The sequence below is a fragment of the Oceaniglobus sp. K40-3 genome (assembly GCF_055808395.1).
Genome location: NZ_JBVVRW010000003.1, coordinates 27,565 through 41,824 on the forward strand (window position 1 = coordinate 27,565; position 14,260 = coordinate 41,824).

At 60.7% G+C, this 14,260-nt stretch carries 12 protein-coding genes and 1 pseudogene; 3 read left to right on the plus strand and 10 right to left on the minus strand.

What is annotated here, in order from left to right; genetic code table 11:
• Window positions 1-9: 9 nt before the first annotated feature.
• The 10 genes and pseudogenes from AC0L7P_RS18565 to AC0L7P_RS18610 all read right to left on the minus strand — a co-directional run bounded on the left by AC0L7P_RS18565 (window position 10) and on the right by AC0L7P_RS18610 (window position 10,843).
• A pseudogene (locus AC0L7P_RS18565) lies at window positions 10-794 on the minus strand (FAD binding domain-containing protein).
• Between the two features lie 12 nt (window positions 795-806).
• Window positions 807-3,176 carry a xanthine dehydrogenase family protein molybdopterin-binding subunit gene (locus AC0L7P_RS18570; protein ID WP_473435645.1) on the minus strand — a complete coding sequence of 790 codons (2,370 nt, stop codon included), beginning with the start codon at window positions 3,174-3,176 and terminating at the stop codon, window positions 807-809.
• A 20-nt stretch (window positions 3,177-3,196) separates the two neighbouring features.
• On the minus strand, window positions 3,197-3,682 hold the full coding sequence (locus AC0L7P_RS18575) for a (2Fe-2S)-binding protein (protein WP_473435646.1): 486 nt from the start codon (window positions 3,680-3,682) through the stop codon (window positions 3,197-3,199).
• A 39-nt stretch (window positions 3,683-3,721) separates the two neighbouring features.
• Window positions 3,722-4,261: a CoxG family protein gene (locus tag AC0L7P_RS18580; protein ID WP_473435647.1), complete on the minus strand. Its 540-nt coding sequence runs from the start codon at window positions 4,259-4,261 to the stop codon at window positions 3,722-3,724.
• A 186-nt stretch (window positions 4,262-4,447) separates the two neighbouring features.
• A complete protein-coding gene (locus AC0L7P_RS18585; RefSeq protein ID WP_473435648.1) occupies window positions 4,448-5,134 on the minus strand; it encodes a GntR family transcriptional regulator in 687 nt (228 codons plus the stop codon).
• Between the two features lie 71 nt (window positions 5,135-5,205).
• On the minus strand, window positions 5,206-6,486 hold the full coding sequence (locus AC0L7P_RS18590; RefSeq protein ID WP_473435649.1) for a TRAP transporter large permease: 1,281 nt from the start codon (window positions 6,484-6,486) through the stop codon (window positions 5,206-5,208).
• A 2-nt stretch (window positions 6,487-6,488) separates the two neighbouring features.
• Entirely contained in the window at window positions 6,489-7,049 is a 561-nt protein-coding gene (locus AC0L7P_RS18595) for a TRAP transporter small permease (protein WP_473435650.1), read from the minus strand.
• Window positions 7,050-7,140: 91 nt separating this feature from the next.
• Entirely contained in the window at window positions 7,141-8,118 is a 978-nt protein-coding gene (locus AC0L7P_RS18600; protein ID WP_473435783.1) for a TRAP transporter substrate-binding protein, read from the minus strand.
• Window positions 8,119-8,391: 273 nt separating this feature from the next.
• A complete protein-coding gene (locus AC0L7P_RS18605; protein WP_473435651.1) occupies window positions 8,392-9,489 on the minus strand; it encodes a ParB/RepB/Spo0J family partition protein in 1,098 nt (365 codons plus the stop codon).
• A 10-nt stretch (window positions 9,490-9,499) separates the two neighbouring features.
• Entirely contained in the window at window positions 9,500-10,843 is a 1,344-nt protein-coding gene (locus AC0L7P_RS18610; protein ID WP_473435652.1) for an AAA family ATPase, read from the minus strand.
• Window positions 10,844-11,307: 464 nt separating this feature from the next.
• On the opposite strand from AC0L7P_RS18610, the gene AC0L7P_RS18615 reads away from it, so the two are divergent.
• From AC0L7P_RS18615 to repB, 3 genes are all read left to right on the plus strand, one after another.
• On the plus strand, window positions 11,308-11,997 hold the full coding sequence (locus tag AC0L7P_RS18615; protein ID WP_473435653.1) for a hypothetical protein: 690 nt from the start codon (window positions 11,308-11,310) through the stop codon (window positions 11,995-11,997).
• 70 nt (window positions 11,998-12,067) lie between these two features.
• Window positions 12,068-13,264 (plus strand): plasmid partitioning protein RepA, encoded by a 1,197-nt coding sequence (repA, locus tag AC0L7P_RS18620; protein WP_473435654.1) that lies wholly within the window; start codon window positions 12,068-12,070, stop codon window positions 13,262-13,264.
• 202 nt (window positions 13,265-13,466) lie between these two features.
• Window positions 13,467-14,213 (plus strand): plasmid partitioning protein RepB, encoded by a 747-nt coding sequence (gene repB / locus AC0L7P_RS18625; protein WP_473435655.1) that lies wholly within the window; start codon window positions 13,467-13,469, stop codon window positions 14,211-14,213.
• Window positions 14,214-14,260 lie beyond the last annotated feature (47 nt).

Genomic DNA, 14,260 nt, shown 5'->3' on the forward strand with positions numbered 1-14,260 from the left:
CCTTTTGGGTCACATTGCGGCTTTTACGGCGCGTCCGGTTATCACCTTGACAAGATGCGCACGATATTCGGGCGATCCGTGCAAATCCGCGATCAGGTCGTCAGACGGTACGCTCAGCCCGTCCAGGGCGGCGGCGTCGAAATTGGCCGAAAGGGCCTCTTCCGCCGCTGTCCAGCGATGCACCCCTTCGTTTGACGCGCCCGTGACGGCGACGCGCACACCGTCGGGGAACTGCGCCACAAACACCGCCACCAGCGCAAAGCGTGACGCAGGCTGGATGAACTTTTCATAGGCCGCCTTCACCGGCACCGGAAAGCGCAGGGCGGTGACGATTTCGCCCTCGTCCAGCGCCGTGTCGAACATGCCCTGAAAGAAATCATCCGCCGCTATTTCGCGCCGATCGGTCACGATGGTCGCCCCCGACGCCAGCGCCCCGGCGGGATAACAGGCCGAGGGGTCGTTGTTGGCGATGCTGCCGCCGATGGTGCCCCGGTTGCGCACCGCCGGATCACCGATCCGCGCGGCAAGCGAGGCAAGGGCGGGATAGGCGCCCTTTGCCTCTTTCGCCACGGTGGCGTGGGTGGTGGCGCCACCGATGGTGACAATGCCCCCCTCGGATGTGACACCTTTCATTTCCGCGATGCCCCTGAGCGACACCAGCGTGCCGGGGTCGGCCAGCCGCGCCTTGAGGGTCGGGATCAGGGTTTGCCCGCCGCTCAGGGGTTGCGCGCCCCCTTGAGGGCCGCAACCGCATCGGCCAATGTGCCGGGCCGTTCGATATCAAATGCATACATTGTCGTCCCTCCTCAGGCGTTGTTCATGGCCGACCAGACCCGGTGCGGCGTCAGGGGCATGTCGATATGGGCGATGTTGTGGCCGCCCGATTGCATCGCGTCGATCACCGCATTGACCACGGTTGGCGGCGATCCGATCGCCCCCGCCTCGCCACAGCCTTTCACGCCCAACGGGTTGTGGGTGCAGGGCGTGACGCAGGAATGATCGACCGTGTAAAACGGCAGATCATTGGCGCGCGGCATGGCATAATCCATATAGCTTGCCGACAGAAGCTGACCGTTTTCATCGTAACGGGTATTTTCCATCAGCGCCTGACCGATCCCCTGCCCAAGCCCGCCATGCACCTGCCCGGTGACGATCATCGGGTTCATCACATTGCCGAAATCATCAACGGCGGTGAACCGTTCCACCGTAACCTTGCCGGTTTCGGGGTCGATTTCCACCTCGCAGGCATAGGCGCCCGAGGGATAGGTAAAGTTGGCCGGATCATAGAACGCCGTTTCCTCCAACCCCGGTTCGATCTCGGTCAGCGGAAAGTTGTGGGGGATATAGGCCTTGAGAGCGACCTCGGCGAAGGTGACCGATTTGTTGGTGCCAACCGCGCTGAACACGCCGTCGTTCAGCTCAATATCGTCGGCATCGGAATCGAGCATATGCGCCGCGATCTTCTTGGCCTTGACGATGATCTTTTCCGTCGCCCGCACCATGGCCGACCCGCAAACCGCCAAAGAACGCGATCCATAGGTGCCCATGCCAAAGGGAATCTTCGAGGTGTCGCCATGGACGATTTCAACTGCGCTTGCGTCGATGCCCAGCATTTCGGACACGATCTGCGGAAACACCGTTTCGTGCCCCTGCCCGTGGCTGTGTGCCCCGACCATCACGCTCAGGTTGCCGGTGGCGTTCACCCGCACCGTGGCGGCATCGTAAAGCCCAACGCGCGACCCCAGAACCCCCACAAGGTTGGAAGGCGCGATCCCGCAGGCCTCGATATAGGCGTTGACGCCGAAACCGCGCAGCAGGCCCTTTGCCTCGGATTCGGCGCGCCGGGCGGCGAATCCGGCCATATCGGCCACCTGTTCCATCCGGTCCATCAGGGCGTCGTAATTGCCGCTGTCATATTCCAGACCGGCGGCGCTGGTGAAGGGATATTGATCGGGTTTGATGAAATTCATCCGCCGCAGGGCGATCGGGTCCATCCCGATTTCGCGGGCGCATTTGTCGATCACCCGCTCCAGCGAATAGCTCGCCTCGGGGCGGCCGGCGCCGCGATAGGCATCGACCGGCGCAGTGTTGGTGAACACCGCCTTTACGTTCACATAGACATTGGGAACGCTGTAATTGCCCGCCATCAGGGTGCCATGCAGAAAGGTCGGCGTCGCGGTGGCGAAATTCGACAGGTACGCGCCGACATTGGCCATGGTTTCGGTGCGGAAGGCCAGGAATTTGCCGTCCTTGTCGGTGGCCAGTTCGATCTTGGTCACATGGTCGCGGCCATGGGCATCGGTGAGAAAGGATTCCGACCTGTCGGCGGTCCATTTCACCGGACGCTTGAGCTTTTTCGCCGCCGCCAGCACCAGCGCCTCTTCGCCGTAGTGATAGATTTTCGAGCCGAACCCGCCACCCACATCGGGGGCGATAACGGTCAATTTGTTTTCGGGAATCCCCATGACAAAGGCCGAAATCAGCAGCCGCGTCAGATGTGGATTCTGCGAGGTGGTATAAAGCGTGTATTCGTCATCGGCCCGGTTATAGGTCGCCAGCGAACAGCGCGGCTCCATCGCGTTGGGCACCAGGCGGTTGTTGATCAGCTCCAGCGTGGTGACATGGTGCGCGCCCTTGATCGCCGCATCGGTGGCGGCGCGGTTGTCCTCGATCCAGCCCCAGTCGAAACACTGGTTGGTGCCGATTTCGTCATGGACGAAATTATCACCCGACAGGGCTGTGGCCATGTCGACCACGGCAGGCAGTTCCTCAATCTCGATCTCGATCGCCTCGGCGGCACTGCGGGCCTGTTGCAGGGTTTCGGCAATGACAGCGGCATAGGCATCGCCCACATGGCGCACCTTGCCATGGGCCAGAACCGGGCGTTTGGGTTCCTTCATCGGTTCGCCATCGCGGCTGTTGATCAGCCAGCCGGCGGGGTTGCCGCCGACCTCGGCGAAATCGGCGCCGGTGAACACGGCCAGAACGCCGGGCATCGCCTCGGCTGCGGTGGTGTCGATGGATTTGATGATTCCGTTGGCCACGGTCGAGCGGGCAAAGGCCGCCGCCGCCTGATTGAACAATCTGATGTCGTCGCTGTACCGACCTTCGCCAGTCAGAAAACGCACGTCTTCGCGGCGGAGTGTCGAGGCGCCGATTCCGGTATCCTTAGGCATGGAAATCTCCCTGAAAACTGTTATTCGGCAGCGATTGCGCTGACATCCTGACCCGAGGCGGCCATGATCGCCTTGACGATATTATGATACCCCGTGCAGCGGCAGATATTGCCATCAAGGTAGTCGCGGATCTCTTGCGCCGAGGGTTTCGGATTGTCCCGCAGCAAGGCCGTTGCCGACATCACCATCCCCGGCGTGCAAAATCCACATTGCAACCCGTGATGATCCTGAAACGCCTGTTGCACGACGCCGAGTGTGCCATCGGGGTTGGCCATGCCTTCAATCGTGGTCACGTCGGCGCCATCGGCCTCGACCGCGAACATGGTGCAGGCCTTTACCGCGTCACCATCAACATGCACGACGCAGGCGCCGCATTGTGATGTGTCACAGCCCACATGGGTGCCGGTCATTTGCAGATCTTCGCGCAGGAACGACACCAAAAGCGTCTCTCCTGCCACATCGCCGGAAACGGACCTGCCGTTTACCTTCATCGATACCTTTGTCATTGCATTCCTCCCGTTGATCTTTTGGTCTTGCCCGTCCGCTCAGTTCCCGACCATCCGTTTGAACCAGCCCTTGGGTTTTGCGTCACCGTCAGTTTCGGGCGCATCGACGCCATCCGTTTCCGCGTCGGGCGTGTCGCCGCCCCCCTCGACCGTGGCTTGAAAAGTCTCGAAAAACTGATCGGCCATCTTTTTGGCGAATCCGTCAATGATGCGGCTGCCCAGTTGCGCCAGCTTGCCGCCCACTTTCGCCTCGACATCATAATGCAGGATCGTGCCGTCGCCGTCCGGTTCAAGGCGCACATCGGCGCCGCCCTTGGCAAACCCCGCAGGCCCGCCCTTGCCCTCGCCCGTCATGGTCAGGCTTTCAGGTTCCACCATGTCGGACATCTGAACCGCGCCCTTGAACGTCGCCTTGACCGGCCCGACCTTTTGCACGACGACAGCCTCAAACCCCGCCTGCGCGTCGCCGGTCATTTCCTGACAGCCCGGAACACAGGCCTTCAACACCTCGGGGTCAAGCAAAGCCGCCCAAACCGTCCCGACATCCGCCGCGATCCTGCGACTGTCACTCAACTTCATAGCGAACCCCCCAATTCCAATTCCTGCAAGACTAGCACAGGCCGACGGTAGCGGCTAATGAATGGAGGATGCAAGTGTCACGGATTACACGTTTTTGAACGGGCCATGGGCCGCCTGCCCCGGCGCCCGGATGAAAACCACGGCACGCCCGGCGCCCTGCCCCGCCCGACCGGTTCGCGTGGGCGATCAGAGCGGCTCAAAATACTCGGAATGATCCTGCTGCACCTTTGTGACCGTAGCGGCAAGCCGGTTCAGATGCAGCCGGATCACCGTTTCCAATGAGGCCGGATCGTTCTGGTCAAGGGCGGCGATGATCGCCTTATGGTCGTCAACCAGAACCCTCATTTCGGTCGGTTCCTCCAGGGACAGCAGGCACAGACGATCCAGCTTCGATTTCATCTCGACGATGGTTTCAAACGCCAGTTCAACCCCCGAGGCGATGCAAAGACGCCGGTGGAAATCGTAATCCAGCTCGTGAAACCTGTCGGCATCCCTGGCGGCCACCGCAGCGCTTTGCTGGTCAATGTTGTCGCGCAGGTCCGATGTATCAAGATCGGGCCAGCGGGCGATCGTCTTGCGCAGGGCCTCCACCTCGACCGCGGTGCGGACAAACCGGGCATGGGCGATCTCGGGCACCGAAAACCCCCGCACCACCGTGGCCTTTTGCGGGCGGATCAGCAAAAGGCCCAGATTTCCCAGACGCGCAAAGGCATCGCGCACCGGCTGACGCGACACCGAGAATTGCGTGGCAATCTCGATCTCGGACATCTTCGTTCCCGGCATCAGCCGCAGGGTGATGATGTCATGGTGCAGCTTTTCGAACACCTCATCGACACTGGTGCGGCGCTCTGCTGTGGTCATAATCCGGGCCATCGGCCTGCCCCGTTTCCTGAAGGGGGCAGCGTTTTCCAGTGCCCCGGTAAAGTATCCGGCGTTGTCCCGCCTCAGTCGTACAGCGACGGCAACCAGAGCGAGAATGCAGGCACAAACGTCACCAGCATCAGCGCGCCAAAAATCGCCAGATAGAACGGCCAGATAGATTTCAGCGCCTGTTCGATCTTGATCTTGCCCACCGCACAACCAACGAACAGACAGGTGCCCACCGGCGGCGTACACAGGCCCAGCCCCAGATTGACCAACAGCATGATCCCGAATTGCATCGGGTCCATACCCAGCCCCTTGGCGATCGGCAGAAAGATCGGCGTGCAGATCAGGATCAGCGCCGCCATATCCATGATCATGCCCAAAATCAGCAGGATCAGGTTGATCATCAGCAGAATGATGATCGGATTGTCGGAAATCGACACCAACAGCATGCTCAGCTTTCCGGGCACCTGATACAGCGCCAGAAGATAGGCGAACGAACTGGCAAAGGCGATCAGGATCATCACCATCGCCGTGGTGCGCACAGCGCCGGTGACAGCCAGAATAAAGGATTTGAAACTGAGACTGCGGTAATAGAACGTGGTCAGCAACACCGCATAGATGGCCCCGAAAGCGCCGGATTCCGTGACCGTGAACACGCCCGACAGGGTGCCACCAACGATGATCACGGCGGTCATGAACCCCGGAATCGCATCTGCGGCGCTGCGGCCCACCTCACCCCAGCCGGGGAACGGCTCGGCCGGGTATTTGTGGCGCACCGACAGGATATAGGCGGCAATGGCCAGGCAGATGCACATCAGAATGCCCGGAATGACACCGGCCAGAAACAGCTTTGACACCGAAATCCCGCCCCCTGCCGCCACGGCAAAGATGATCATGTTGTGGCTGGGCGGAATCACGATGCCCGCAATCGACGATGTCACCGTCACGTTGACCGCGAAATCCGGGCGATACCCACGCTGTTTCATCACCGGGATCAACAGCGACCCAAGGGCCGAAATATCGGCAACCGCCGACCCGGAAATGCCACCGAACAACATGCTGGAAAAGATGTTGACCATGGCCAGCCCGCCCTTGATGTGGCCCACCACCGCCGAGGCGAGTTTGACCAGGCGTATGGCGATGCCACCGTGCAGCATGATTTCGCCGGCGAAGACAAAGAACGGGATCGCCAGAAGTGAAAACACCGACACCCCCGCGGTTGCCCGCTGAAAGGTGATCAGCATCGGAAAGCCTTCGTACCAAAAGGCCGAAGCCGCCGCGATACCCATCGCAAAGGCGACCGGGGCACCAATGACGACACCGGTGCCAAAGACGCAAAGCAAAATTGCCAGTCCCACGCTTAAATGTCCTTTTGTTCGGTCAGGGGAAGTTCGGCGATGGGGTGTTCTTCCACCGGCACCCAATCCCGGAAGGAAAGAATACGGAACAGCCCCCGCGCCCCGGCAAACAACAGGATAAGCCCGCCGCAAGAGGTGATGGCAAGTGTCCGGAAACTTTCGGGAATGTTCAGCATCGGCAACAGGGTGGCCCAGCCGAACTGCATCAGGGTGATCCCCGCGATCAGCATCACCGCACCGAAGGCCGCAAGGATCAGGTCAATGGCGATCATCACGACCTTCTGGCCGGTTTCCGGCAAAAGATCGCGAAACAGGGTAACGCCGATATGGGTGTCTTCCTTGATGCCGGCGGCGGCCCCCAGAAAGGTAATATAACAGATCAGCAACAACGCGAGCTGTTCAACCCAGGTTGGTGTCGTGTTCAGCACATACCGCCCGAACACCAGCCAGCCAAAGGTGACGATCAACAGCACCAGCGCGCCAGAGGCCGCGACGATGCACAGGCCACGCACCCGGTCCAGAAATGTTTCGACGGTTCGGACGATGGACGATTGTTCCGGCATCAATGCCTCCGCAGATGGGTTGACAGAACTGTGTGTGACGAAAGGCCCGCTGTCCAAGAAAAACGGCGGGCCTTTCGCCTGTCGTGTCAGATCAGTCTGCGTTGCGGATCATGTTCACAAGATCCGTCAGGTCAGGGTTGGCGGCAAGGAACTTGTCATAGACAGGCGCCATGGCTTCCTGGAACGGTGCCTTGTCGGCGATGGTGTTCACGATCGTGCCGCCCGCTTTCACGGTTTCCATGCTGGCCGCTTCACGCTTTTTCCACAGCTCGCGTTGCAGAACCGCGCTTTTGTGGCCCGCATCCTTGACGATGTCCTGCTGTTCCGGGGTCAGTTTTTCCCAGGTTTTCAGGCTCATGCACAGGCACTCGGGGATGATCAGATGCTCGGTCAGGGAATAATACTTGGCCACCTCATAGTGGTTGGTGGATTCATAGGATGGCGGGTTGTTTTCCGCACCGTCCACAACGCCGGTCTTGATCGACTGATACACTTCGGCAAAGGCCATGGGTGTGGCGTTACCGTCCATCGCTTCGACCATGCTGACGAACAGATCATTGCTCATCACGCGCATTTTCAGGCCTTCGATATCGGCGGGGGTGTTGATCGGGCGAACCGAGTTATAGAACGACCGCGCACCGGCATCGTACCAGCCAAGCGGCACCAGACCCTTGGCCATCATGCCCTTGCCAATCTCCGCGCCCACTTCACCGTCCATCAGACGGTACATCTGCGGGATGCTTTTAAAGATGAACGGCAGCGACACGACATTGGTTTCCGGCACCGACTGACCCATCGGCCCAAGGCTGAATTCACCGAAATCAATGATGCCAAGGCGGATCTGTTCGATGGCATCGGGCTGACTGCCCAAAACGCCATTGTGATAGATTTTGCCGGTGACGGCGCCGTCGGTTCTTTTTGTCACCTCGTCAATGAACGATTCCATCGCGATCGAGACGGGGTAATCCTCGACGTGGATGTTCCATCCGCGCATATCAAGGGCGTTTGCCGTGGTTGCCGACATGGCAAGGCAACCGCCCAGCACACCGGTGGCCACGACGGTTTTCATCTTGGAAACAAAAGTCATTCGATCCTCCCTGATCGTTCGTTTGTTGCGCGACTGGCCCTGCCCCACGGCCTTCCTCCCGGCCTGGAACGCGGACTTGGTTCAATCTGACCAGCCTCACTGTATTCTAGTATGCCAGTCTGCAAGATCATGTCAAACACAGTTTTCATTGCGCCTGCAAAAAATTTCACCCAAGTCCGCGCGCCGACAAGATGACTTGTTCAAGGTATTGACGGCCATGGAAAACTCCACGCATCCGACGTGCCGCATCCCGCCTCAGTCCAGCGCGGCCAAAAGGCGGGCGATGCCGGTTTCCAGCTTTTTGCGTTCTACCGCTGTCATGTCACGATCCAGCTTCAGAATCAGTTGCCCGACACCGGCGACACAGCGCACCCGGTTGCGCCCCTCGCCCAGCTCGAACGTGGTGCGCGGGCGGCGGCCTGCGCCCCCTGCCCCGCCACCGGCCTGTAGCGCGGCCCGCACCGGCGGCGCGGCGTCCGGGGCGTCGGCTGTGGACACCGCCCGCAACACGCCCAATTCATCGGCCACCGACCGGTTGTCCCAGCCCTCCAGCCGGGTCTTGAGATCGGCCAGGGCGCCCGGGTCTTCCTCGATCCGCTTGATCAGCGCCAGCCCGAGGTTGCGGGATATATCCTCGGGGAAATTCACAACCCCACCGATCAGATCCAGCAGCCGGGCAAAGGCCCGGATATAGCTGCGCTTTTGATACCCGGCGGATTTGAACACCTCGGCCACCGCATCATCGACATTCATCGGCGCCGTATCCGGGTCGGCGGCATAGGCCTGGGCGGTCAGGGCCATTTCCGCAAATGACAGATCCTTGCGAATCAGATTTTCATCGACCATCCGCCGATAAAGCCCGGTCTGACCTTCCCCGCGGGGAAGAAGCCCGGCGGGAATTTCGGCCCATGCCGCGCCGGATTCCGCCAGCAGAACGCGATAGGCCGCCAGCCGCCGGAACCCCTGCACCAGTTCATATTTGCCGTCGGCGCGTTCCTCGACCCGGATCGGATTGGACAGGCCGACATCGCGGATCGACGCGACCAGTTCGCCCAATTCTGTGTCTGGCCCCGGTTTGCGGTCGCGCACCAACGCCTCGGACACGACTGCATCCAGAGGGATCATCCTGACCACCAGCCCGGCCCGTTTGAGCGCGACAAATTCATGGGCCAGCGCATCGTTTTCCTGGCGGATCTGCGCCTCGGCGCTGGCGCGATCCGCCAGGGCGCCGGCGTTTTCGGAAATCGCGCTGGCCATGGGGCCGCGCCGTTTCGTGGGCCCGTCGAGGCTGCGAATCTGCGGCTCGTCACTGTCGGGCATGTCGATATCGAATATCCGTTTCTTGCGGCTCATTCTGGCCCCCTTACGCGCTCAGATCTTCCCCGCGGGGAAGGTTTTGGGTTTCATTCTCGGCGGCCATCGTTTCCCAGGCGGGCAACAGGGCGCCGCGAAATTCGCTCCACGCCTGATCAAAGGTCGTCCGGGCGCGGCGCCAGGTTTCGCGGGTCATGTTGCGGTAATCAATCTCATAGACCGAACTCAGAAACCTGTTGGATTGCTCGACCGCGCGGGTCGATTCAATCGGGTGTGTCGCCAGTCTTTCGCCAAAAACCTTGCCAAAAGCCTGAAACATCGCGCGGTGCAGATCGTTGCCGTGTTCATACCGGGTCAGCAGAAAACGAACGTCGCGAAACGCCTTGGGCAATTCGACCTTCCCCGCGGGGAAGGCGCCGCCAAACCCGTGGGCCAGATCCTCCAGCGCCTCGGCCAACTGGCCGATAAAGGACGTGGTGCTGTCATATTCCCAATACCCCGGCCCCGACGGGATGCACAGCATATCCGCCGCAAAGACCGCATTCATCGACTGATAGCCGATGGCGGGCGGGCAGTCGAAAAAGATCAGATCCCATTCATCATCGGGCAGGGCATCAAGATACCGCGACACGGCGGCAAAGAACGACCATTCAGGGTTCAGGTGCCGGTACTGGGCGCTCGCGAATTCGACAAAGGCCGCGTTGGCACATGAGGGAATGATGTCGATAGTGGGCCAGTTGGTGGGCCGGATGAAATCGCCGATCCGCAAATCCTGCAACCCCAGATCGCGGATCGAGGCCGGGATCGACCGGTGGGGCAGGGCGGTGCCACTTTCGGCGGCCACGGGGGCCGTGTTCATCCGGTCGGTTTCGTTCACCAGATCCCGGGCCATGATGCCCCAGACGGTTTGCTCCTCGCTTACATCGGTCAGCCCCATGGAGTGCGACAGCGTCGCCTGGGGGTCGAAATCCACCACAAGCACCCGGTAGCCATCGAGCGCGGCGGCGTGGGCGAAATGCAGCGCCACGGTGGATTTGCCCGCCCCGCCCTTGAAATTGGCGATGGCGGTCCGAAAGGCCCGGCCCTTGGGGCGCGGCGGCAACAGGGATTTGCCTTTGACCTTGAGCTTGCGGCGCAGGGTGTTCACCTCTTGCAGGCTGAACCACCGCTGCCGGCCATCGGGTTCGACCTTCCCCGCGGGGAAGGTGGGATCGGCGGCCAACCGGCCCCGGAAGGTTGACTGATTCATCCCCAGGATCAGCTCGGACACCTCCCACGACGAGAACCGGCGCAGCACCTTCTCATTCTCGGGAGAGTAGGTCTGTTCGCGAATCCAGCCCTGCATCTTGAGTGAACGGGCCTGGAGATCCCGGAGGTCTTCGTGGGTGAACATGCTTTTCCTCGGACGCTAATTCTTTTGCTTTCCGTAAATACGCCTAATTTGCCACTTCTGTCTATAACCTCTATTCTGATTTCATCAGGTTTTGCCGCGTCATATCCCCTTGGATCACTGGCATTTCCCCCGGGCATCACCGCGCGGATGATTCGGAGCGGCGCCAGTGCAAAACAGGCACTGTTGCGGCCTTTTTGGGGGGACATGCGAACGGCGGCCCCGGCCCTTGGGGGGACATTGGGCCTGAATGGGGGGACGTCAGGAATGTCCCCCAATACCAGACATATACCATTTTCTTTTTCCTGAAGCCGGGACAGGCGAACGGCGGGGACACGAATCCTTGACAATTTCCGGTTACTCAACGCTAATCAGGACGAGGTTAGGAAAAGCGTTGAGATTGCGGAATAAGGGCGGTCAGCCCAGCAGCAATCGCAACAGTCGACAGGCGGCCCGGGAGAGCAGGGATGCAAGCAAGCAAGGCGACCGGCCCCCGTGCGGCTGCGTTGAAGTATGACATTCTGACAGCCATTCTGTCACTAAGTCTGCATGATAGCGGTGCCGACGGCCGTTTGGCACAGCGGCTGGCGCTGTTGCTGACCGCACGATTCAACTGGCGCAGTGAAACATTCTGTGTCGGCACCCGTGAAATTGCCCGCATGTGGAACGTGACCGAGCGGACCGCAAAACGCGATCTGGCGCTTATGCGGGCGCGGGCGTGGATCAGCGTTCACCGGGCGCCGGCCCGGGGCAGGGTGACAGAACACCGGATCGAGCTGGAAACCCTGATTGAGGCCACGCGCCCCTTTTGGCCAGCGGTCGGCCCTGATTTCGTGGCGCGGATGGGACAAGGGGCGGATGAGACACTGTCCGATAACACGGTTGTGCCCTTTCGCGGCGTGGTGCAGGCACCGCCTGCCCAGGATGGCACGCTTTGGGCGGCGGCGTCGCGGGCCATTCATCAGGGCGATCCGGCGCTGCATGCGGCGTGGTTTGCGACGGTTACCGAAATTGCACGGGATGGCGGGCGCCTGACACTGGCGGCGCCGTCGCGGTTTGCCATGGGGTATATTCAGACCCATCTGGCGGGGCGGTTGCTGGCCGCTGTCACCCGGTGCGACCCGAGCGTAACCGAAGTGATCGTGACCGCAGGATAGGATCACGCAGATGTCGCCCAATCTTCGGAATGGCAAAGCGCCCGGACAAGGGCAGGGGAGGCCGCGGAACATGGATCAACGCAAGGGTGAAACACCCCGGGGTATCGGCGCGGCGGACATCGGGGCCTTTGCCGACAGCCTGGCGGGGTCGCTTGACCGGCAGATGAAAATCGCGTTTGAGCCGGACGCGCGCAAATCCTTGCGCCGCTTCAGTTCGGCCGAGGTGGCCAACGTATTGCGCATTCCCATGTCGGACCTGCGCGAAGGGCACAACGACGGGTCTTTTCCCGAGGTTCACACCGACAGCCGCGGCCACAGGTTTTACAGCGCCGAGGAGGTCGATACGCTGCGTGACATCCTCGGACGCGGGGGACTGCACCCCCACTGTCGTCCGGGGCGTGGCGCGGGGGATCGGCTTCAGGTGATGTCGGTTGTCAACTTCAAGGGCGGTAGTTCCAAGACGACGGCCGCGATTCATCTGGCGCAACGCTATGCCTTGCGCGGGTATCGGGTGCTTGTGCTTGATCTTGACCCGCAAGCCAGCCTGACCACCTTTTTTGGCTTTCGCCCGGAATTGGAATTCGCCGAGGGTGGCACCATCCATGATGCCTTGCGGTATGAAAACCAGGTGCCGCTTTCAGCGGTCATACAAAAGACCTATTTTCACAAGCTCGATATGGTTCCGGCCGGATTGATGCTGTCTGAATATGAAACCGAGACCGCAAATGCCCTTGCGCGTCGGGCACAGCCGATCTTTGCCGAACGGCTGGCGTTGGCACTGGAAGACGTTGACGATGACTATGATATCGTTCTGATCGATTGTCCCCCGCAATTGGGTTTTTTGACGCTGACGGCGCTGTCGGCATCGACCGGCCTTCTGGTGACTGTCGTTCCCGGCATGCTTGATATTGCTTCGATGAGTCAGTTTCTCAAGCTGGCATCAGAGACGATCAAGGCGGTTGAAGACGCGATAGGGCGGCGTGTTTCATGGGACTTTGTCAAGTTTCTGGTCACACGATTTGAACCATCCGATGGCCCCCAGACGCAGATGGCCGACTATCTTCGCGCAATTCTGGCAGGGCAGGTCATGACGGAACCGATGTTGAAATCGACGGCCATTTCCGACGCGGGCATGACACAACAGACGATTTACGAGGTTGATCCGACCCTGCTTATCCGAAAGACGCTTGATCGTGCGCTGACGAGCATCAACAGTGTCGCGGACGAACTGGAGCAAACGATTCAGATGGCATGGGGGCGTCGCTGATGGCACGTAAAATATTCAACCAGCCCGCGAAAGGCGGCGCCGATGCCCCCGTGCCCCCGGCGACATATTCCAGGCTGCCCGGTTCTGTCGGGGGCCTGCGAGAATCCTTGCGAGAGATCACCGCCAATTCGATCCGCGACATTGACCCGGAACAGATTGACATGGACGGGTTGCGCGACCGGCTTGGGGGGATGATGCCAGTTTGGACACGCTTGCAGCAAGCATTCGCAAACATGGCCAGCACGTGCCGATCATGGTGCGCCCCTCGGATCAGCCGGACCGGTATCGTGTTGTCTATGGTCGTCGTCGGCTTGCGGCGATCCGCAAGATAGGCGGACCGGTCAAGGCGATCGTGCGAACGCTGGACGACGACGCCTCGTTGATTGCACAGGGGCAGGAGAACAACCTGCGCCTTGATCCCTCGTTCATTGAAAAGGCTCTTTTTATCAAGGAAATGCAAGAGGCGGGGTATAAGCCGGGGGTCATTCAGGATGCTTTGGGTCTTACCCGGCAGGGGGTGTCAAATCATCGGGTGGTGATTGCGCAACTGCCCGAAACCCTCGTGCGGCTGGTCGGGCCTGCACATGGGGTGGGGCGGCGCCATTGGTCCGCGCTGGCGGCGCTGTCTGACAAGGTGTCATTGCTGGATTGTGCGAAAGAGGTTCTTTCGCAAACGAATGACGCCCTGCCAAGTCAGGACAGGTTTCAGGCGGTCCTTGATGCGGCCACCAGCAAGGCGCGGGGCATCGCCAAGAGAAATGCCGCCAGCCAACCCACGGTGATCACCGGTGAAAATGGCGCCCCGCTTGGCGCCGTTGCCACGGATAGCAGATCTGTCGCGCTCAGGATATCGCGCAGGGACCACCCGGAATTCGGGCAATGGATCGAAGACAATGCCGAGGCCGCGCTGCGCGGGATGTTCGCCCAATGGCAGCGCGAAAAAGACTAGGGTTTCGGCAGGCTTTGGCATGATGTCCACCGCGGTGGACATCGACC

Coding starts and splice junctions, on each gene's coding strand:
- AC0L7P_RS18570 (WP_473435645.1), bottom strand. CDS start 3,176: ATGCCTAAGGATACCGGAATCGGCGCCTCGACACTCCGCCGCGAAGAC.
- AC0L7P_RS18575 (WP_473435646.1), bottom strand. CDS start 3,682: ATGACAAAGGTATCGATGAAGGTAAACGGCAGGTCCGTTTCCGGCGAT.
- AC0L7P_RS18580 (WP_473435647.1), bottom strand. CDS start 4,261: ATGAAGTTGAGTGACAGTCGCAGGATCGCGGCGGATGTCGGGACGGTT.
- AC0L7P_RS18585 (WP_473435648.1), bottom strand. CDS start 5,134: ATGGCCCGGATTATGACCACAGCAGAGCGCCGCACCAGTGTCGATGAG.
- AC0L7P_RS18595 (WP_473435650.1), bottom strand. CDS start 7,049: ATGCCGGAACAATCGTCCATCGTCCGAACCGTCGAAACATTTCTGGAC.
- AC0L7P_RS18600 (WP_473435783.1), bottom strand. CDS start 8,118: ATGAAAACCGTCGTGGCCACCGGTGTGCTGGGCGGTTGCCTTGCCATG.
- AC0L7P_RS18605 (WP_473435651.1), bottom strand. CDS start 9,489: ATGAGCCGCAAGAAACGGATATTCGATATCGACATGCCCGACAGTGAC.
- AC0L7P_RS18610 (WP_473435652.1), bottom strand. CDS start 10,843: ATGTTCACCCACGAAGACCTCCGGGATCTCCAGGCCCGTTCACTCAAG.
- AC0L7P_RS18615 (WP_473435653.1), top strand. CDS start 11,308: ATGCAAGCAAGCAAGGCGACCGGCCCCCGTGCGGCTGCGTTGAAGTAT.
- repA (WP_473435654.1), top strand. CDS start 12,068: ATGGATCAACGCAAGGGTGAAACACCCCGGGGTATCGGCGCGGCGGAC.